The organism is Agrobacterium sp. K11, from assembly GCF_059429395.1.
The window spans coordinates 360,981-380,939 of record NZ_JCAHRB010000004.1 but is presented as its reverse complement, the minus strand read 5'-3'; the positions used below and the strand labels follow the sequence as shown (position 1 = coordinate 380,939).

General features: G+C 58.0%; 16 protein-coding genes. 9 read left to right on the top strand and 7 right to left on the bottom strand.

Annotated features, from left to right (window positions below):
* Nucleotides 1–93: 93 nt before the first annotated feature.
* Nucleotides 94–1,788, bottom strand: coding sequence for an adenine deaminase (ade, locus tag AC5SEO_RS11500; RefSeq protein WP_174068567.1), 1,695 nt, complete (start codon nt 1,786–1,788; stop codon nt 94–96).
* 276 nt (nt 1,789–2,064) lie between these two features.
* Between ade and AC5SEO_RS11495 the strand changes: the two genes are divergently transcribed.
* Nucleotides 2,065–3,009 carry an HD-GYP domain-containing protein gene (locus AC5SEO_RS11495; RefSeq protein ID WP_174068566.1) on the top strand — a complete coding sequence of 315 codons (945 nt, stop codon included), beginning with the start codon at nt 2,065–2,067 and terminating at the stop codon, nt 3,007–3,009.
* Between the two features lie 76 nt (nt 3,010–3,085).
* Here the strand turns inward: AC5SEO_RS11495 and AC5SEO_RS11490 are convergent, their stop codons facing one another.
* Nucleotides 3,086–5,275 carry an anthranilate synthase gene (locus tag AC5SEO_RS11490; protein ID WP_003513614.1) on the bottom strand — a complete coding sequence of 730 codons (2,190 nt, stop codon included), beginning with the start codon at nt 5,273–5,275 and terminating at the stop codon, nt 3,086–3,088.
* Nucleotides 5,276–5,557: 282 nt separating this feature from the next.
* Between AC5SEO_RS11490 and AC5SEO_RS11485 the strand changes: the two genes are divergently transcribed.
* Complete coding sequence (locus AC5SEO_RS11485) at nt 5,558–6,454, top strand: extensin-like domain-containing protein (RefSeq protein ID WP_080797961.1); 897 nt, start codon at nt 5,558–5,560, stop codon at nt 6,452–6,454.
* A 55-nt stretch (nt 6,455–6,509) separates the two neighbouring features.
* On the opposite strand, the gene AC5SEO_RS11480 is transcribed toward AC5SEO_RS11485, so the two are convergent.
* Nucleotides 6,510–8,750, bottom strand: a complete 2,241-nt coding sequence (locus AC5SEO_RS11480) for a TonB-dependent hemoglobin/transferrin/lactoferrin family receptor (RefSeq protein ID WP_003513609.1) — start codon at nt 8,748–8,750, stop codon at nt 6,510–6,512.
* A gap of 359 nt (nt 8,751–9,109) precedes the next feature.
* Here AC5SEO_RS11480 and AC5SEO_RS11475 point away from each other — a divergent pair, with 359 nt between their 5' ends.
* The gene (locus tag AC5SEO_RS11475; protein WP_013636634.1) at nt 9,110–9,631 is read left to right on the top strand and encodes a TIGR00645 family protein; all 522 of its coding nucleotides are present in this window, start codon (nt 9,110–9,112) and stop codon (nt 9,629–9,631) included.
* A 100-nt stretch (nt 9,632–9,731) separates the two neighbouring features.
* A complete protein-coding gene (locus AC5SEO_RS11470) occupies nt 9,732–10,448 on the top strand; it encodes a helix-turn-helix transcriptional regulator (protein ID WP_003513606.1) in 717 nt (238 codons plus the stop codon).
* A 26-nt stretch (nt 10,449–10,474) separates the two neighbouring features.
* On the opposite strand, the gene AC5SEO_RS11465 is transcribed toward AC5SEO_RS11470, so the two are convergent.
* The 3 genes from AC5SEO_RS11465 to AC5SEO_RS11455 form a co-directional block, all read right to left on the bottom strand.
* Nucleotides 10,475–11,632, bottom strand: coding sequence for a DUF2333 family protein (locus AC5SEO_RS11465; RefSeq protein WP_013636632.1), 1,158 nt, complete (start codon nt 11,630–11,632; stop codon nt 10,475–10,477).
* 238 nt (nt 11,633–11,870) lie between these two features.
* Nucleotides 11,871–12,323 carry a pseudoazurin gene (locus AC5SEO_RS11460; protein WP_003513601.1) on the bottom strand — a complete coding sequence of 151 codons (453 nt, stop codon included), beginning with the start codon at nt 12,321–12,323 and terminating at the stop codon, nt 11,871–11,873.
* A 114-nt stretch (nt 12,324–12,437) separates the two neighbouring features.
* The gene (locus AC5SEO_RS11455) at nt 12,438–13,019 is read right to left on the bottom strand and encodes a thymidine kinase (protein ID WP_111783605.1); all 582 of its coding nucleotides are present in this window, start codon (nt 13,017–13,019) and stop codon (nt 12,438–12,440) included.
* A 287-nt stretch (nt 13,020–13,306) separates the two neighbouring features.
* Between AC5SEO_RS11455 and AC5SEO_RS11450 the strand changes: the two genes are divergently transcribed.
* From AC5SEO_RS11450 to AC5SEO_RS11435, 4 genes are all read left to right on the top strand, one after another.
* Nucleotides 13,307–14,209: a choline ABC transporter substrate-binding protein gene (locus AC5SEO_RS11450; RefSeq protein ID WP_233283658.1), complete on the top strand. Its 903-nt coding sequence runs from the start codon at nt 13,307–13,309 to the stop codon at nt 14,207–14,209.
* A 293-nt stretch (nt 14,210–14,502) separates the two neighbouring features.
* On the top strand, nt 14,503–15,354 hold the full coding sequence (choW, locus tag AC5SEO_RS11445) for a choline ABC transporter permease subunit (protein ID WP_003513593.1): 852 nt from the start codon (nt 14,503–14,505) through the stop codon (nt 15,352–15,354).
* A complete protein-coding gene (gene choV, locus AC5SEO_RS11440) occupies nt 15,351–16,397 on the top strand; it encodes a choline ABC transporter ATP-binding protein (RefSeq protein WP_174068565.1) in 1,047 nt (348 codons plus the stop codon). The genes choW and choV overlap by 4 nt, the downstream gene beginning before the upstream one ends.
* Nucleotides 16,398–16,919: 522 nt before the next feature.
* Entirely contained in the window at nt 16,920–17,243 is a 324-nt protein-coding gene (locus tag AC5SEO_RS11435; RefSeq protein WP_003513586.1) for an ArsR/SmtB family transcription factor, read from the top strand.
* Between the two features lie 119 nt (nt 17,244–17,362).
* On the opposite strand, the gene AC5SEO_RS11430 is transcribed toward AC5SEO_RS11435, so the two are convergent.
* Nucleotides 17,363–18,538 (bottom strand): DUF3095 domain-containing protein, encoded by a 1,176-nt coding sequence (locus tag AC5SEO_RS11430; RefSeq protein ID WP_003513584.1) that lies wholly within the window; start codon nt 18,536–18,538, stop codon nt 17,363–17,365.
* A 287-nt stretch (nt 18,539–18,825) separates the two neighbouring features.
* Here AC5SEO_RS11430 and AC5SEO_RS11425 point away from each other — a divergent pair, with 287 nt between their 5' ends.
* Nucleotides 18,826–19,932, top strand: a complete 1,107-nt coding sequence (locus AC5SEO_RS11425) for a branched-chain amino acid ABC transporter substrate-binding protein (RefSeq protein WP_013636629.1) — start codon at nt 18,826–18,828, stop codon at nt 19,930–19,932.
* The last annotated feature ends 27 nt before the right edge of the window (nt 19,933–19,959 follow it).

The following is a 19,959-nucleotide window of genomic DNA, read 5'->3' as shown; positions in this document are numbered from 1 at the left end:
TGGCCTGCAGAAACGAAAATCTGAGACGGCTCGCGCCGTCTCAGAAACGCGGCATAAGCAGATTACGCTGTTTCCAGCCGATAAACTCCGTCGTCAGATCAGTGCAAACCGATCCACATCCACCATGCCCATGTCGGAAATCTTCAGGTGCGGGATGACGGGTAGCGGCAGGAAAGCCACCTGCAGGAAAGGCTCCTCGAGCGTCGTGCCGAGCGCATAGGCTGCCTTTCGCAGGGTGTGGAGCGTGTCTCGCACCGTTTCGTAAGGTTCGAGGCTCATCAACCCGGCCACCGGGAGCGCAATCTCGCCCGTCACCTTGCCGTCTTCGACTACCACAAAACCGCCCTTGATTTCGCCGAGCCGGTTGGCGGCCAGCGCCATGTCGTCCTCGTTAACGCCGACAACGCAGATATTGTGGCTGTCATGACCGACAGTGGAGGCGATGGCACCCTTCTTCAGCCCGAAGCCCTGCACGAAGCCGTTGGCGTGGTTGCCGTTCTTGCCATGGCGCTCGATGACGGCGACCTTGATGATGTCGTTTGCGAGATCGACAGTCGTCTGGTTGCCGTCCGTCGGCAGCGTGTAGCGGCGATGTTCGGTGATGATCTTGCCGGGGAGCACGCCCATCACCGGGGTCTCGCCTTGCGCGACCGGCACGCCGAAATGGGCGGCGAGCACGGGTCTTGCCTTGACGCTGTCAAGACCGACGGGCGCGACCGGCTTGCGGGTGGCAAACAGCGCGTCATCGACGATACGGCCGCCGGAGAAGACCATGCCGGCCTTGCAGTTCTGCAAGGTATCGATCACCACGAGGTCGGCGCGCCAGCCCGGTGCGATAAGACCGCGATCGCGCAGGCCGAAGGCCTTTGCGGCGGAAATCGAGGCGGCGCGGTAGATGGCGAGCGGTTCCACGCCGTTGGCGATTGCCGTGCGGATCATATAATCGAGATGACCCTGTTCGGCGATGTCGAGTGGGTTGCGGTCATCGGTGCAAAGCGCAAGATAAGGCGACAGACGCTCGGTGATAACAGGCATCAGGGCGTGCAGGTCTTTTGAGACCGAGCCTTCGCGCACGAGAATATGCATGCCCCTGCGGATCTTTTCCAAAGCCTCGGCAGCACTGGTGCACTCATGTTCGGTGCGGATGCCGGCTGCCAGATATCCGTTCAGCGCCGTTCTCGACAGAAGCGGCGCGTGTCCGTCGATATGCTGTCCCTGAAAGGCTTCGAGTTTTGCCATGCATACCGGGTCTTTGTGGATGACACCCGGAAAATTCATGAATTCGGCAAGGCCGATAACCTTCGGATGATCACGGAACGGCAGCAGTTTTTCGATCGGCAGATCGGCGCCCGAGGTTTCCAGATGGGTTGCGGGCACGCAGGACGAGAGCTGCACGCGGATGTCCATGATGGTTTCCATGGAACTGTCCAGGAAGAACCGAAGCCCCTCCGCGCCCAGAACATTGGCGATCTCATGCGGGTCGCAGATGGCGGTGGTAACGCCGTAGGGCAGAACGCAGCGGTCGAATTCGTGCGGCGTCACCAGCGATGATTCGATGTGGAGATGGGTATCGATGAAACCTGGAACGACGATTTTCCCCGAAATGTCGATTTCCCGGCGACCCTTGTAGCTTTCGCAAGTTCCAACGATGGTATCGCCGCATATGGCGATGTCGGAGGCAACAAGTTCTCCAGTTACGAGGTCGAAGAATCGTCCGCCCTTGAGAACTATATCTGCCGGTTCACGGCCCGTACCCTGATCGATGCGCGTTTCAAGTTTCGAATTCATGCGGCTTTTCTTCGGCTCCTGGTTTACGTCGTTCGCGAGAATTTTCAGTATTTACATTCTTAGGTTGTTTCTTGGCTTAATCGAATTGATTCTTTGCGTTTTAAATATATCCAGAGTAAAAAATTTTCATATTCGTGCTATCTTATGTTTAAGTTCCAAAATTGAACAATGTTAGGAATGCGTAACTTACCCTTGCAGGGATACCGGTTGGTTCCGGTCTTTTCAGCATTTGCCAGTGCAGGTTACCATTCCCGGGAAGGAAAATAAAAGCGTCTGATGCTCAAACGAATTTCTACCCAGCAATTGACGGTTGGCATGTTTATCGAAGCGGTCGAGGGAGCGCTTTCGAACAGCGGATTTTTGCAGCGATATCGATTTCTTCTGCGCCATGAAGAGTTGATGCGTCAATTGAAATTGAGCGGCGCTGAAAGCATCATCATCAATACGGCCAAGGGAAACGATATCGAGGGTAGGCCGTACTCTGAAACCGTCCCGCCGCGATTAAACAATGGCCCCGAAACCATGGCTGCCATTACCCATGCCGTGCGCTCTGCCGCCGATGCCATTGCCGAGACATTTGCCGTTGCCGAAGCCGGTGGCTGCGTGTCCCTCAAGGGCATGACTGCGGCGGCCGGCAAGATTTCCGATGCGGTCCAGTCGAACCCGGCGATTTTCATCGGGGTTACCCGGTTGAAGTCGAAGGACGAGACGACCTTCGTGCATTCGGTTTCCGTCAGCGGGTTGATGATCCATTTTGGCAATTATCTCGGGCTGGAGAAGGAAACGGTCGATCTGCTCGGCATCAGCGGCCTGCTGCACGATATCGGCAAGGTGGAAATTCCTTCGTCGATCCTCAACAAGGCGGAAGGGTTAAGCGCCACCGAGCGGGAAATCATCAATCTTCATCCAACGTTCGGCCGGGATATCTTGTCTCGCAACGAGCAGATGCCGGCCATGGTTCTGGATGTCTGCTTCAATCATCACGAGCGCATTGATGGCGGCGGTTATCCCAGCGGCTGCGCCGGAAACGAGATCAGTCTTCACGCGCGCATTGCGGCGATCTGCGATGTCTATGACGCCGTAACCTCGGTTCGGCCCTACAAGAAGCCGTGGACGGCAAACGAAGCGCTGACGTGGATGTTGCGCCGGGAAGGCCACTTCGACATGCAACTTTTGAAGAAATTCGCGCTGTGTATTTCCACATCGCTGCCGCGTAGCTAGGCAGCAGGCGATCTCGAAGTCGCGCTGTTTGAGGCTTGCCCGGCGGCGCCGAAGTGACGCCGCCGATGCAGGATGTTTACGCTGCCTTGGTTTTCGCCTTGCGGGTGAGATGCACCACGACGTTCTCGATCATGCGCATGCCGGCATCCTGGCCGAGAGTCATGATCGATTCCGGGTGGAACTGAACGGCGGCTACCGGTTCCTTGGCGTGTTCGATGCCCATGATCGTGCCGTCTTCACTTTCCGCGGTGATGATGAAATCACGCGGAAGGGTGGAAGGGTCGGCGAAGATCGAGTGGTAGCGACCCACGGTCACTTCCTTGCCGAGACCGGAGAAGACCAGGCCTGGCTCCAGCACGCGGATGCGTGAGGGCTTGCCGTGCATTGGTACCGCAAGTTGGCGAAGTTCGCCGCCATAGGCTTCCGCCAGAGCCTGAAGACCGAGGCACACGCCGAAGATCGGCAACTCGCGGGCGCGGGCGGCCTTGATCGTCGCCTTGCAGTCGAAATCCGTCGGGCTGCCCGGTCCGGGCGAAAGCACGACGAGATCGGGCTGGAAGCGGTCGAAGACCTCCGCTGCGACCGGCGTTCTGACGGTGGAAACCGTGGCGCCCGTCTGGCGGAAATAATTCGCCAGCGTGTGCACGAAACTGTCTTCGTGATCGACCAGCAGGATCTTGACGCCGGTGCCTACCTTGGCGGCATCGCGCTTGGTGGCGGCCGAGTTTGTGGCTTTTGCATCGCGAATGGCCGCGATCATGGCGGATGCCTTCAGTTCGGTTTCGGCTTCTTCTTCCTGCGGATTGGAATCATTGAGAAGCGTCGCACCGGCGCGGACTTCCGCGATGCCATCCTTGATACGGATGGTGCGCAGCGTAAGCCCGGTATTCATGTCGCCGTTGAAACCCACCATGCCGATTGCACCGCCATACCAGGCGCGCGGGCTCTTTTCATGGCTTTCAATGAAGCGCATGGCCCAGAGCTTCGGTGCGCCGGTGACGGTGACGGCCCAGGCGTGGCTGAGGAAGCCATCGAAGGCATCCATGTCGTCGCGCAGACGGCCCTCGATGTGGTCGACCGTGTGGATGAGGCGCGAATACATCTCGATCTGGCGGCGGCCGATGACCTTCACCGAACCCGGCTCGCAGACGCGGCTCTTGTCGTTGCGGTCCACGTCCGAGCACATGGTCAGTTCGGACTCGTCCTTCTTCGAATTCAGCAGCTTCAGGATCTGCTCGCTGTCGGCAATCGGGTCGTCGCCACGCTTGATGGTGCCTGAAATCGGGCAGGTCTCAATGCGACGGCCGGAGACGCGCACGAACATTTCCGGCGAAGCACCGACCAGATATTCCTGATGACCGAGATTGATGAAGAAGGAATAGGGCGAAGGGTTGATCGCCTTCAGGCGGCGGGAGATCGCCGATGGATTGCTTTCGCAGCGCTCCATGAACTTCTGCCCGGGAACGACCTCGAACAGATCGCCGCGTCGGAAGCTTTCCTTGGCCTTCACCACCAGCTCGGAATATTCGCCTGGACGGTGATCGCCCTTGGGCGGGATCGTGTCGGTGGTCTTGAAGGGATCGGGCGCGATCTCTGAGGACTTGCCGTCCGTCGTTACACCGTCCTTCTCGAAATCGTAACGGTCGATCCAGGCCTTGGCGGAATAATGGTCCACGACGAGAATTTCGTCGGGCAGATATAGCACCATGTCGCGCTGGTCTTCCGGGCGCGCGAGCGAAAGCTTGATCGCGTCGAACTGGAAAGCGAGATCGTAACCGAAGGCGCCGAACAGGCCGATGGCCGAATCCGCATTCGAATAGAACAGGTCGACGATGGCGCGCAGCGCCGTGAAGACGGTCGGGATTTTCGAGCGTTCTTCTTCTGTAAAGACGCGGTCCGGCTCGTTGACCGTGAGGTCGAGACGGCGGACGGAGGATGCGCCCAGCGTCAGATCGGGCGTCGCCTTCAGCTTTTCGGTGATGAAGTCGAGCAGTACTTCGCCGCGGCCGTTATAGGCTTCGATCCACATCTGGCGACCGAAGCAGGAAATGCCGAGCGGCGGATCGATGATGGCCGTATCCCAGCGCGTGTAGCGGCCCGGATATTCGTAGTTCGACGAGAAAACCGCGCCGCGATGGGCATCGAGCTTTTCGATGTAGTTGTCGATGGCGCTGGCATATTCGGCGGCGCGACGCTTTCGGCTGACCTTTATGCCGCCTTTCGTCTCGTAGGTTTCCGCTCCGTCATCCTGAATGATCGTTACCATTTCTTTCGCACTTCCCGTTTTTCAGGCCCGATGACAGGCGGCAGAATAACAAAAAAGCCGCCTGAAAATTCGGGCGGCTTGGACTTTGTCTGAAGACATGACTGGTCAAGGCCGCGTAAAGCTGCTCCACCACCAGTTAGCAATGTTCATAGACACGATGTTCATGGGAAAATTGTTAGCCTGCACAATTCGCCTTGGCAAGCGGATTCCGGCGACGGAATGAACCTTACCGGCGCGAGTTGCGTTCCTGTCCTGCCGAAACAGTCAGGAGTGCCCCGGAAAATGCTTCATCGCCTGTGTCTTCTGATGACGAGTCTCGCCCTTATTTCCGCTTCCGAACCGCCGCCACAGGTGCCGGTGCCACAGCCGAAGCCTGGCGAACAGCAAGCACCTGCCACGACGGAAAAGCCGGCCGATAAGGGCGCGCAAACGCCCGAAGACACACCGAAGCCGACCCCCAAGCCGCAACCGCCTGAAGAAGGAAAATCCGACGCGGAAGGGAAGGGTGCCGAGGACAAGAAGAAAGATGACAAGGGGCAAAACGGCGGCGAGACGGTAACTCCGGCTGTCGAAGCAACGAAACCCGAGGAAAAACCGCCGGAGCCTGTGAAGCCGGAAGACCCGGCAGAGCTTCAGGCCTGCCTTGGCGCATTGAAGGAAATCGGCGCGGAATTCAAAGAGCTCGAGCCGATCCGCGACGACGAGCAGGGGTGCGGTATCGAAGCGCCGATCGAGCTTTCCGTGGTGCTGCCGGGCATCAAGCTTGAACCATCTGGCACCATGCGCTGCGAAACGGCCCTTGCGCTATCGCGCTGGACAAAGGAGATGATGCTGCCGGCTGCGGCTCTCGCCCTGCCGGACAAAAAGGTAACGGCGATTGCCAATGCCTCGACCTATATTTGCCGCAACCGCAACAGTGCCGAAACCGGCAAGATTTCCGAACATGCCAAGGGCAATGCTGTCGATATTTCCACCATCGCCTTTGACAAGGGCGATCCGCTGGTGATGAAGCCGCGCGGCGAGGATGGAACGGTGGAAGGTGCCTTCCAGCGGACGATCACAGCCGCCGCCTGCCTGTTCTTCCGAACCGTTCTTTCCCCCGGCAGCGACGCGACCCATCAGGATCACCTGCATCTCGACGTGCTGGAGCGAAAGGGAGGTTATCTCTACTGCCGCTGATAAAAAGGGGGCGACCCGAAGGCCGCCCCGACTGGAGATGATGTTCCGACCGGGTTCAGAATTTCTGGGTCAGAGAGATTTTGAAGGTGCGTCCCGCTTCCGTATAGAAGTCGACAGGCTGGTTGACGGTGCTGACGGCATTGGGGTTGACGTCACGGACGCCGACGGCGTTCCAGTATTGCTTGTCGAACAGGTTGTAGACGCCGGCCTGAATACGCAGGCCCTTGGTCTGTTCCGGTTCCCACCAGCCGGTCAGGTTGAAGATGCCGTAACCGGGTGCGTCGTAGGTTGTGGCCACCTTGTCGTCACGCATATGCGAGGAGAAGATGCCGGTGAATTCCGTGCCCCATGTCTCCTGTGCGTAGCCGACGCCGAGGACGGACTTGAACGGCGCCACCGTGCGGATGAATTCGTTGCTGTCTGTGTCTTTGCCATAAGCATAAGCAAGCGACGCATGGGCGAAGAAGCCGTTTGCGAGTTCCTTGCGGACCTTGGCTTCCACTCCGGAGATTTCAACATTGTTGCGGTTGCGATAGGTAAAGAGCGATCCGTTGCCCCTGCCGCCGAAGCCGGGGAACAGCGTCGTCGAGGTCGTGTATTGCTCGATGAAGTTCTTGTACTTGTTGTGGAACAGCGTCAGGCTCCCCGTCAGATCGCCGGATGCGTAATTGGCGCCGATTTCAAAGCCGTTGCTGGTTTCGGGGTTGAGTGCGGAGTTGCCGACCACGGCATAACCGGAGCTGATATTCGAGAAGTTCAGATAAAGCTCGTTGATGGTCGGAGCGCGATAGGCCATCGACCATTGCGCGAAGAGCTGCAATTCCGGCGTCACGTCGTATGTCGCGAGCAGCTTCGGCGAGAAGCGCGAACCGCTATTGCCGCTTGGCAGGCCGAAGGTGTTGTAACCGCTGTTGCTGGATACCGAGCCATCCGGATCGTAATCGTAGGAATCGAAGCGCAGTCCGGGGGTCAGCCTGAAACCGTTTCCAAACGCGATTTCGTCATCGAGATAGAGGCCAAGGCTCTTGCCGCTCACGTCAGGCATGTCCGACTGTGACGATGAGGTCACTCCGCCTGTGTTGGCATAAAGTGCCTGGCTGAAATCGGTTGTCATGGCGTTGCCGCCGAAGCGCACGGTGTGCTGCACGCCGCCGAGTTCGAAGCCGGATTCAAGGCCGCCGACTATGCCGAAAGCGCTGTTGCGCATGCTGTCTTCGCGGATATAGAGCGAGTTGTTGGTCAGCCGGTTGCCAGCGCCAGATTCTTTGGAGAGGCGCGTCCAGTAGAGCGACAGATTGGCTGCATCGATCAGGCTGTCTGTCGACGGCGCTTCATATTCGTAATCAAGCGATACGCGGTCGCGCTCCGTATCCTCGTAGCCGCTGTAGTCGCCAATACGGTAAGTCGATCCCGAGACGCTGACGCCTTGCAGGGTTCGCATGTCGCTGCGATCTCTCAATGAATAACGCTCGGCCGTAAGTCCGATGCGGTGGCCGCCTTCCAGATCCTGGCGGATCTTGAACATCAGGTTGCTTTCGTAGGTATCTGCCGGGTTGGGCTTGGTGCGGCGGGTTCCGTAGATATCGGCGAAGCCCTTATTGTCCGTTTCGTTGCCGCGCTTGTAGGAGCCCTGGAACAGAACCGAGGTGTTTTCGATCTTCTTTGCAACGGCGAGCGATCCGCCGACGCTTCTGTCCTCGCTGTCATAGGTGGTCTTGGCAACACCGCCCCAGTCCTTGCCTTCACCGATCAGGTCTTCCGGCTCAAGCGTGCGCAGAACGAGTGCGCCGCCAAGGGCGCCGGAACCGATGCGGCTGGAATCGGCGCCGCGTACAACGTCAACCGTGGAAAGCGATGAAAAATCAAAGCTCGAACTGGTATCACTCAGGGTCGTCGTGGCCTGTCCCTGACGGGCGAAATTGTTGAAGTAGGGAACGGGAATATTGTCGATCAGGGTCACGACACGGGCGCCGCCCAGACCGCGAATGAACAGGCCGCCGGGCCTGCCGGGCTTGGCATCCACATAATCGACACCCGGCTCGGTGGAGTTTCCGAGGTCCTTGATGCTGCCGATGTCTTTCTTCCTGATGTCTTCCGCCGTCGTCTGGCTTGCAAGCGGTGTGTCGGCGGCTGCATTCGCGCTTTTGACGCGCTTGCCCTTGACCACGATCTTCTCCAGCGTGGTGGTGTCGTTCGTCTGCGAAGCGGCATCCTGCGATTGCGCAGGTCCGGCAAAGGGCAGAAGAGACATGGCAGTGCACAAAAACAGCGCCGAATGTGTGCGCGAGATGGACATTAAATACCCCCGGATAAGGCGTGCGCAGAAGCTATGGCGCGCAAAAACGCGCCGCGCTTGCTGTCGCGGCTGAAACTGTTTTGATTTGTTACGGGCAAGCCGATTGCTGAGGACTAAAAAACATGATCATAACTGTCAACATATTATATATGACTTTTATCATCATGTTTTAAAGCATAACGGTGCGTGGCAAAAATGTGACGCCCCGTGAGACTGCATCCGGACCGGTGGAGAGGCGCGAAAATGCCGGGTTCCGGCCAAAGTCCCGACATTGACGCTTGCTAGGATATTCGCAGCCAGTTTAGATGGCGGAAGAATGCATGCTCCAACAATATACAAAAAAGTAATCGGATACGGAAATGAAGTCACTTGAACTGCTCGTCGAGCGGATCATTCTCTCCAGCCGCTGGCTGCTCGTCGTGTTTTATCTCGGGCTCGTCGCGGCGCTGGCGGTTTATGCATTTTCCTTCGTGCTGAAATTCCTGAAGGTCGCCAAAAACGTTTTCACTTACGACGAATCGGACATGATCCTCGCCATGCTCGGGCTGATCGATGCGGCGCTGGTCGCGAGCCTTATCGTCATGGTGATGATTTCCGGCTACGAGAATTTCGTCAGCCGTTTCGATGAGGCGGATGACGAGGTTTCGTTTCTGGGCAAGCTTGATGCCGGCAGCCTGAAAATCAAGGTCGCATCGTCGATTGTGGCGATTTCGTCGATCCACCTGCTACAGATATTCCTCAACGCCAGTCAGTATACGGATAGCCAGTTGATGTGGTTCACCATCATCCATCTGGCCTTTGTCGTCTCGGCGGTCATGCTCGGTTTCCTGGAGAAACTGATGGCTAAGCCGAAGGATAAACCCGAAAAACCGGCACTTTAGTCAAGGTGGTCCGCCCGATATGAAGGTTGCAACACTGTTTGCCCATGCCGCCTGGTCGTCGCTTCTGGGTGTCCTGCGCCCACCGCCGGGTGGCGCCTGAATGCCAAAGACGGAGCGCCAGGCCAGACTTTGCCGCGACCTTTCTGCTGCCATTGACAGACCCCAATGGCTGGCGGCGCTGCAGCAGGTGATGCAGGCGTTCAGTTATTCCTACGTGACCTTGCTGAAGCTGCCGAGCATTCGCAATGCCTATGCCCTGCCGATAGTGGTGGAAAGCAGCCTGCCGGTGTGGGTGGTGAATGCGATGACCCGGGACGGTGAACTTGCAGATTGCCCCGTCATAAAGCGCGGCGCTTCATCGATGATGCCGCAATACTGGTCTCTTGATGATAAGGACATCAACTCCGGCTCGCTGCTGGAAGTCTCAACCCTGCTGCGCGGCATGGGCATCACCTCCGGTCTTCTGGTGCCGGTGAACGGCATGGACGGAAACCGGCATCTGATGAATTTCGCAGGCGATTGCGATGTCCTGTCGCAGGGTTCGCTGAACGAGCTGTGCATGATCGCCCTTCACGCCCTGGAGGCCTATGACCGGCTTTGTCGTGCAGGCTCAAAACTCCCCTCACCACTGACGAAGCGGGAACTCGACGTGGTTCGCTGGACTGCGCAGGGCAAGACCTCCGTGGAGATTGCCGAGCTTCTGTCCATCTCGGAGCACACCGTCAATACCTATATGAACAACGCCATTCGCAAGCTGGATTGCGTCAACCGCGCGCAGCTGGTGGCCAAGACAATACGCCTTGGCCTGATAAGCTGATTTTCATGCCGGTCCAAGCTGTTGACTTACCTGTCGAGAACGGAGCGAAGCTCGACGAGGTTGGAGCGAACGCGCAGAACGTAAAATCCCATGGTGGCAAGGTGCGAGGGCATGATCCAACCGCTTTCGTCGCCGTTGGAAATGATTGCCGGCTGGATGCGTAGCGCCGCACGGGTCTGTCCCAGGGTGTCATTCCACAGATTGGTCAGATTGCGTTCGCGAATAACCTGCGCGAAGTCCGATCCGGCTGCCGACAGCACGCCGTAATAACCATAGAGCTGGCCATAGGCGAACCAGAAACGGTCGTCGGCGCGAGTGTCGAACCAGCCGCCATTATAGTTTTCCGAACGCTCGCGCAGAATGGCCGATGTCGAGCCGATATCGCCGGCAATGCGGTCGATGAACTGGATGAGGTTATCGGCGCGGGTATCGAAGACGGCCTTGCAGGCGGTGAGTTCACCGTTAAATGCCTGGAAGCTGCGGATGGCGGCGCGATAGTAGCTCGGTGTCGGCGTTTTGGGGCCAAACGGATCGAGGCCGAAATACCAGGAATATTCGCTGAACTGCATGTTCCCGCGCGCTTCCTGGAGATTGTTGTTGATACCGGAGGTTCCGCGAACGCGACCGAGCGTATCCACCAGTTCCACCGCGGTGCGGCGCACCGCCTGGTTCACGCCGCGCTGGAAGGACGCCTTGTTGTCCAGGAATGGCGTGCTGTCCCAGTCCATGCCGAAGAGGCCGAGACGATAGAGCAGCATGGAGGAAATCCATGCATTCTGATTGACGTTGAAATCGGTAAGATCGGCGGCAGCATCGACGATAGCCGAGCGCTGGCATACCGGTGCGGAGGTGTTTGCGGCAGCACCGGTGGCGCCGGCGGCGGCCGTGGGTGTCGCAGCCGGCAATTCCTGCCCGGGCGGCACCGTGCGTTCGGCAAGCTTGTAACGGGAAATATAATCCGGGTCGAAATTCGTCCAGACCTGCGTTTGCCAGAAGAAGTATCCGTAAAAGCCGGCCAGAAGGATGAGCACCAGAGCGATCGGACCCTTGATGATCCAGTTGCGGTCGCGGTACCAGCCGTGGGCGGCCATGAAAGGCCACAGAAGCCAGGCTACGACGAGACCGGCGGCCTTGCCGATGGCGTTGAAGGCTGCCTGAATCAAAGCGGTTATCCGGTCGATCATGTCGTCATAGTCTCCTCTGCCCGTGGGGCTGAACGCCGGAAGGAACAACCGCGGTTCGGCCATGCGCCTTTTGGCGCTTCGCAACAACCGCGGTCGTTTACTGTCTTCCAGATATGTCCCTACCCACCGGGATACAACATGATTGCGAAACTTTTCTCAACCTGCGGTCCGCGCGGGTCGTTCCCGTGTTCCGGAACCACGCGCGGAGCATGTATCGCCTGGACAAGGTGACAGGCGGTTACAGACCGAGCTTGGCAATTTCGGCGTCCAGCCGCTCCCGCGCCTTTTTCGGCAGCTTGCCGGTCTTTATGGCATCCAGATTGGCCGGTGCGGCATCGCCGACCACAACGAGGGCGACCATGCCCATGCCGAGATGCGGCGTGCATTTGACGACGTATGCGCCGTCCTTCTCGACGGTCAGTTTCACCGTCTCGTTCATCTTGCCCTTGAAGTCCGCAACGCCCTCGGGAAGCATTTCCTTGACGGCAGCCGCATCATGACCCTTGTCGACGGGCACGAAGGAAATGACGTCGCCGACAGCTGCCTTGACGGTTGCCGGTTCAAAGACCATCGCCTGGCCATCGCTGCCCTTGTTGAGCATCTTCACCTCGATTTCGGCCGAGAGGGCGGGAAAGGCAAGGAGGGCAGCAGCGATGGCAAGGCTGGCGACGGTGGCAGTTTTGTTGTGCATATCTTTTGCTCCTGAGAGAAAGCACATCCACGCGAATGTGTCCGCATGGTCTTAGCGCAGGAGCAGGGGAGCCATCCTTGCGAAAAATCAAATGCGGCAACCGGCCGCAGACGGTCAGTCGCCCTTGACCGTTTCGACCCAGTGGCGGCGGCAGAAGGAGACGTATTTTTCGTTGCCGCCGACATCGATCTGCGCGCCTTCCTTGACCACATTTCCTTCATTGTCGAAACGGGCGACCATCGTCGCCTTGCGGCCGCAATGGCAGATGGTGCGGATTTCGCGAAGCTCGTCGGCAATGGCGAGCAGTTCCCTGGAGGCCGGGAAAAGCTTGCCCTGAAAATCCGTGCGCAGGCCGTAGGCCATCACCGGAACGTTCAACCGGTCGGCAATACCGGCAAGCTGCCAGACATGGTGTTCGGACAGGAAGTTGGCTTCATCGATGAAAACGCAGGCAACGGGCGCTTCGGCATGCAGGGCCTCCACTTCGGAGAAGATATCGGTGTTTGCGTCGAAGGTCCGTGCGTCGGACGACAGGCCGATGCGTGACGCGACCCGGCCGAAGCCGGCCCGGTCGTCAAAGGCGGCCGTGAAAATCAACGTGCGCATGCCGCGCTCGTGATAATTATAGGATGCCTGTAACAACATGGTCGACTTGCCGGCGTTCATCGCCGCATAATTGAAATAGAGTTTTGCCATCGTCCACTCCCTGTACACCTTCGCGTCTTTTGACGGCGAAGGGCCGGGTTGAAAAGTGCCGCAACGGGAAAAACACAGATTTCCGCATGCCGCAGCTATCCGTATCGCGGACCAAAAAGCCGGAGATTTTCATCGTCGTGTCGCAAACGGCGGGCCAAAGCACGCAAATGCACGCGAGTTGATTGTGTCCGGCAGATATTGATAATGGCAAGGGAACGAAAAAAAGGGAGCAAGCGATGTTTGCAAATAGAAGTCGCTGTCTGGCTTTGGCCGCAGCAATCTCCGTCATGACGTTCAATGCAGCCGGCGCTGCGGAGCCGGCAAGTTGTGGCAAGGTTCGTTTTTCCGATGTGGGCTGGACCGACATCACTGCCACCACAGCGACTGCCACGGTGCTGCTGAAGAGCCTCGGTTATGAAACCGACGTCAAGCTTCTCTCGGTGCCCGTTACCTATACATCCCTGAAAAACAAGGACATCGACGTCTTCCTCGGCAACTGGATGCCGACCATGGAAGGCGATATCGCGCCTTACCGCGACGACAAGTCGGTTGAAACGCTGCGTGAAAACCTGACCGGCGCCAAATACACGCTCGCGACCAATGCCAAGGGTGCTGAACTCGGCATCAAGGATTTCAAGGATATCGCGGCCCATAGCGGCGATCTCGGCGGCAAGATCTACGGCATCGAGCCCGGCAATGACGGCAACCGCCTGATCCTCGACATGGTCGCCAAGGACACCTTCGGGCTGAAGAGTTTCGAGGTGGTCGAATCCTCCGAACAGGGCATGCTGTCGCAGGTTGCCCGCGCGGGGAAATCCGGCGAACCGATCGTGTTCCTCGGCTGGGAACCGCATCCCATGAATACGAATTTCAAGCTGACCTATCTGACCGGCGGTGACGAGGTTTTCGGCCCCAATCTCGGCGGTGCGACGATCTACACCAATGTCCGCAAGGGTTACACCGAGGAATGCCCGAATGTTGGCGTCTTTCTCAAGAACCTGGAATTCTCCCTGCCCATGGAAAACGAGATCATGGGCAAGATCCTGAATGATGGCCTCGAGGGCGAAGCGGCGGCGACTGCCTGGCTGAAGGCCAACCCGGCCGCGATCGAACCCTGGCTTGCCAACGTCAAGACCAAGGATGGCAGCGCTGACGCCTTGCCCGCCGTCAAGAAGGCCTTGGGCCTCTAGGTTGCAGACAACGCATGTATCCGGCCTAACCTTTTAAACAGGCCGGATACTGCAGGAAATTACGATGTCCTTTGCATGATCTCGGTCCGCGAATTTTTCTCGCATCAGGGGTCACGCGCGATCCCGGTGTCCGGCAATGCTGTTGCCGGCCGTCGTTTCTGCATTAGCGGCATTTCCGGTGAAACGGGATCACCTTCAATGCCTGTTCTTCTTATTTTTTTGCAATTCCGGGCCCAAAACCGTTACGCATTTTTACTGGAATTGCTCTGGTTCACGAAAGGTCTTGTCTTACCGTGGAATGGCTCAGCGCTCCTGAAAACCGCCTGCCCGTCGGCCGATATGCCAAGGAGGCCATTGACTGGCTGACCGGCAATCTCGCTTTTTTCTTCGATTGGCTTTCTTTCATTTTCCAAAGCGTCATTAACGCCCTGCTTTACGTTTTGCAGGCGCCGCATCCGCTGGTCATCGTCGCGATTGTGACGGCTCTTTCAGCCTGGACGAGGCGGTCGGTCGGCATGCCGGTCTTTACGGCGCTTGGTCTGCTGTTCATCATCAATCTCGGGTACTGGAAGGCGACGACGGAAACGCTGGCGCTCGTTCTCGCCTCCAGCGCGGTCTGCATGATCATCGGCATACCGCTTGGAATACTGGCGGCGCGGCGCAAGTGGATCTATGCCGGCATGCGCCCGGTGCTGGATCTGATGCAGACCATTCCGACCTTCGTCTATCTCATTCCGGCGCTAGTGCTGTTCGGCCTCGGCATGGTTCCCGGGCTTATCGCCACCGTCATCTTCGCCATTCCCGCGCCCGTGCGCCTGACCCGTCTCGGCATCGTTTCGACGCCGCCGGCGCTGGTGGAAGCGGCCATCGCCTTCGGTGCCACGCCATCGCAGGTTCTGCGCAAGGTGGAGCTTCCCTTCGCTGCGCCGCAGATCATGGCGGGCCTTACCCAGACGATCATGCTTTCGCTTTCGATGGTGGTCATTTCCGCCCTCGTCGGCGCCAACGGCCTGGGGGTGCCGGTGGTACGCGCCTTGAACACCGTCAACATCGCCATGGGCTTCGAAGCTGGGTTGTGCATCGTCATATTGGCGATCGTTCTCGACCGACTTTTCCGCCTTCCCGGCACGGAGCATGATCTATGAGTGATGCAATCATCTTCGGAAATGTCGATATCGTCTTCGGCGACCGGCCCGAGGCGGCGCTGGCGCTGATCGACAAGGGCAGCACGCGTGACGAGATCAACGAGCAGACCGGACTGGTCCTCGGCGTTGCGAATGCCTCGCTTTCGGTAAATGAGGGCGAGATACTCGTGCTCATGGGGCTTTCGGGCTCCGGTAAATCGACGCTGCTCAGGGCCGTTAACGGCCTTGCGCCTGTGGTGCGCGGCAATGTCAGCGTGAAGACGGCGTCCGGTTTTGTCGATCCCTATCGGGCGACGGCGAAGGCGCTGCGCGATCTGCGCATGCATACGGTTTCGATGGTCTTCCAGCAATTCGGCCTGCTGCCCTGGCGAAACGTTGCCGACAATGTCGGTTTCGGGCTGGAGCTTTCCGGGACGCCGGAAGCGGAGCGCAAGCGCATGGTGGCCGAGCAGCTTGAGCTGGTGAACCTGTCCGCCTGGGCTGACCGCAAGGTGGGGGAGCTTTCCGGCGGCATGCAGCAGCGCGTAGGGCTGGCGCGCGCCTTCGCGACCGGAGCGCCCATTCTCTTGATGGACGAGCCGTTCTCGGCGCTCGACCCGCTCATCAGAAGCCGCCTTCAGGACGAACTTCTGGAGTTCCAGAGCCGGTTGAAGAAAACCATCCTCTTCGTCAGTCACGATCTGGACGAGGCATTCCGCATCGGCAACCGCATCGCCATGATGGAGGGCGGGCGTATCATCCAGTGCGGCACGCCGCAGCAGATCGTCAAGCAACCGGCTACGCAATATGTCGCGGATTTCGTGCAGAACATGAACCCGATCTCCATGCTGACCGCCGCGGACGTGATGAAGCCAGGCGTGGATGAACAAAACGGCCGGTTGAACGTGGCCGCTACCGCCCGTCCGACATCGCCGCTGATCGATATCCTCGATGCGCTCTCGAAACATTCCGGCGCGATCGGTGTTGTCGATAATGGCGCAATTATAGGCACGATTTCCGCAGAGGAAATTGTGACAGGCCTCACTCGCCACCGCAAGAAATGAGAAACACTCGCATTGGTCGAGAAAACGAAAGGCCTTCCTCACCGGAAGGCCTTTTTGTATTACCTAATGCTGGTATAAAGAAAAAGAATACCCAAGACATTATAAGTTATGCATTAAAATAATTACGAATAAAAAGCATATTGCAAACTTTGAGAAAATTGCGCAAAGTAAAACTAGATTCTGTACCTCCTTGCTAAATTTAAGGTGGTGTAAGGTAGTGGTCACGAAGCCAGACATTGGAAGACAAGATTTGTGTGCTCAATTTTTGATTGTTTTTTGCTCCAAATACTACTGAGAATGTAGCAGTTTGTTGCTAAAATGACGAAAAACAGGCGAAAGTCTGAAAATTTGATCAAGATGTCCAGGTAAATGATCAATGAAGAATAGTCTTGGAGGGGGACACGATATAAGCAAGATTTAGGTATATACAACGTATCGACTGAATTATAAAAAACACCTTTTGGACCACCTATAATAGCCACCATGACGGTCTTTCCGACTGTCATCAGGAGACTTGAGCGTATGGATAACCAATCTCTGTCGGAACATAGCATCGCCGCTGCAGACTTGCTCTCAGCGATGGCAAATCCCAAGCGCCTGATGATCTTGTGCACGCTGGTGGATACGGAAGTGCCGGTCGGTGTTCTCGCCTCCCAAGTTGGTCTCAGCCAGTCCGCGCTCTCGCAACATCTTTCGAAATTGCGTGCCCAGCGGCTGGTGAAAACAAGACGGGATGCTCAGACCATCTATTATTCCAGCAATTCCGAATCCGTCAAAAAAATCCTCGCTTCCCTCGAGGAGATTTATTGCCAGGTGCAGAAGAGCAGCAAGACTGCTGCCGCTTGATCTAACGGCCATCCCACGGCCCGGCGGTGCCATTCCGTTGAAACCGGCGCATGACGCCGGTTTTTTCTTTTTTTGGCGTCTGGCTCGCATGTAATGCGGTGAAAAGTCGCCCGCGCCACTCAGGGCGAAGACGCAGCCTGTATCTGTTGCTTTAGGCGGCTTGCCGCAGCCGCATATCCACCGTCGGCACCATCGACGAAATGCATATGGTCCTTCGAAAGCGGGGAGGGCACGATACAGGTCATCAATGCGGCGTCCTGCTCGTGCAGGCCGAAATAGCAGGTGCCGGAAAGGCGCCCCAGCTCCAGCCGCGCACGGATCTTTTCGAGCCTCTCGGCGTCGATATCAACCGTCATTTTCAGGCCATCGTCGAATTTCCGGAAATCGGTGTTGCTGGCAACCGAGCGCCGATAGCGATCCGCATTAAACCGTCCGAGCGACAATCCCGTCATGCCTAGGAAATTCACGAGGAAGCTCTCGCCGAGAATGCGCAGCGAACGGCGCACCTTGCCCCAGCTATCGTGATAGGCCGCACCTGCCCTGGCTTCCAGACCGAGGCCTTCCCGCACGAAGCCCAGTTTCGGCCCATCCTCCGGTACGGGGTGGCCTTGTCTTGCGTCCTGCGTGGCCAGATCGACGAGATCGATGACCAGCTGGCGGAATGCCGGCATATCCAGTGAGGGTCCAGGCATGGCGATGATCGACACCACCTTGCCATGGGTTGCCGGAATGGGGTTCCAGCGGCATGAAAGGCCGGTCAGGTCCGGCCGACCGCCTGTCGCAACCGTAGGCAGGGCATATTGCCCCTCCTTCATCCGCGCCTCGGCCCAGCTGTTGCCGCCGCCCGAAAACATGGCGTAGGAAACATCCTCGCTTGCCTGAAAGCGCGCGACGCGAACATCGAAGCCGTTGTTGCGTATGTCCTCCACCGGAACAAGCGCCACACGCATCGAAAGGTCGAGATCGTCCTTCACCCAGCGCTGCACGTTCGAAAGGGCGGTGCGCGCAAGGGATATCCCGTTCGGTGGCACCGCAACGGCGGCTCCATCGCCACCGAACACGAAGGGCAGGTCGTGACGCCCGAGGCTGTTCGATATGCCTGAGATGACCGCAGCGCCCGCCATGTTGACGGACTTATATCTGCCGGTGCCGATCGCCCCTGTCGAATCGATGATATCGGCAATGGCCAGCGCCCATCCCGGCGGCAGGGCGCGATAAAGCGCCGGGTCGGCCACGTCCTCGAAATGTCGGAAGACGGGCAGACCCGTCAGAAATTCGTCATCTGCTGTTATCATGCCGCCATTATCCTCCTGCGGCGACCAAACGCCAAGCGTTTACGCCGTTGCGCTCGCCCGTTTCGATGACACGATCGAGCCTGGCCTGACGATAGATTTACCGCGAATAGACCTTATCCAGCAAAGGTGACTTGCATAAGCCATCAAACCTTCCGTATGAGTTGAAATGAAGGCTCGGAATTCAAAAATGGAACGGGTTTTCGCCGGGAGGCGTCCGCGAAGTTTCATTCGGTCGGCGCCCAAGGCGCTCATCGGGGCTGAGACCCCATTTCCAAGGAGACACCAGGATGAAACTGAAGACATTGACCAGCGTGACGCTTGCAGCGTCCTTCGCATTCGCACCGCTTGCCCATGCCGAAATCGTCATCGGCCTGATTGCGCCGCTTACCGGTCCCGTCGCCGCCTATGGCGACCAGGTCAAGAACGGCGCCCAGACGGCAGTCAATGAAATCAACAAGAAGGGCGGCATTCTCGGAGAGCAGGTCGTTCTGAAGCTTGCAGACGATGGCGGCGAGCCGAAGCAGGGTGTGTCGGCCGCAAACCAGCTGGTTGCCGAAGGCATCCATTTCGTCGTCGGTCCGGTCACGTCAGGCGTTGCCATTCCGGCATCGGACGTGTTTGCTGAAAACGGTGTCTTGATGATCACCCCCACGGCGACCTCGCCGGGCCTGACGAACCGTGGCCTTACCAATGTTTTCCGCACTTGCGGTCGGGACGACCAGCAGGCCGAAGTTGCGGCGAAATACGTTCTTGCCAAGCTTAAGGACAAGAAGGTCGCCATCATTCATGACAAGGGCGCTTACGGTAAGGGTCTGGCGGATGCCTTCAAGACCACGCTGAATGCCGGTGGCGTTACCGAAGTTCTCTATGACGCGCTGACACCAGGCGAAAAGGATCTCGGCGCGCTGACGGCCCGCCTGAAGTCTGAAAATGTCGATATCGTCTATTTCGGCGGTTACCATCCGGAAGCCGGTCTTCTGGTGCGCCAGTTGAACGATATCGGCGCCAAGGCTGCCGTTATCGGCGGTGACGGCCTGTCGAACAGCGAGTTCTGGAACATCGGTGCCAAGGCTGGTGAAGGCACGATCTTCACCAACGCCTCCGACGCCCTGAAGAACGCGGATTCCAAGGCTGCTGCCGAAGCTCTAAAGGCCGCCAACATTCCTGCGGAAGCCTTCACCCTTAACGCTTACGCTGCCGTCGAAGTGCTGAAGGCCGGCATCGAGAAGGCTGGAAGCGCAAAGGATTCCGAAGCGGTCATCACGGCTCTGAAGAGCGGTGACGCTTTTGCCACGGCGATCGGCAAGGTCACCTATGGCGAGAGTGGCGACCTGTCATCGCAGGCTTTCTCGCTCTACAAGTGGCAGGACGGCAAGATCGTCGCAGCCGAATAAGGATAAGGCGTACCGGCCGCATCCGTT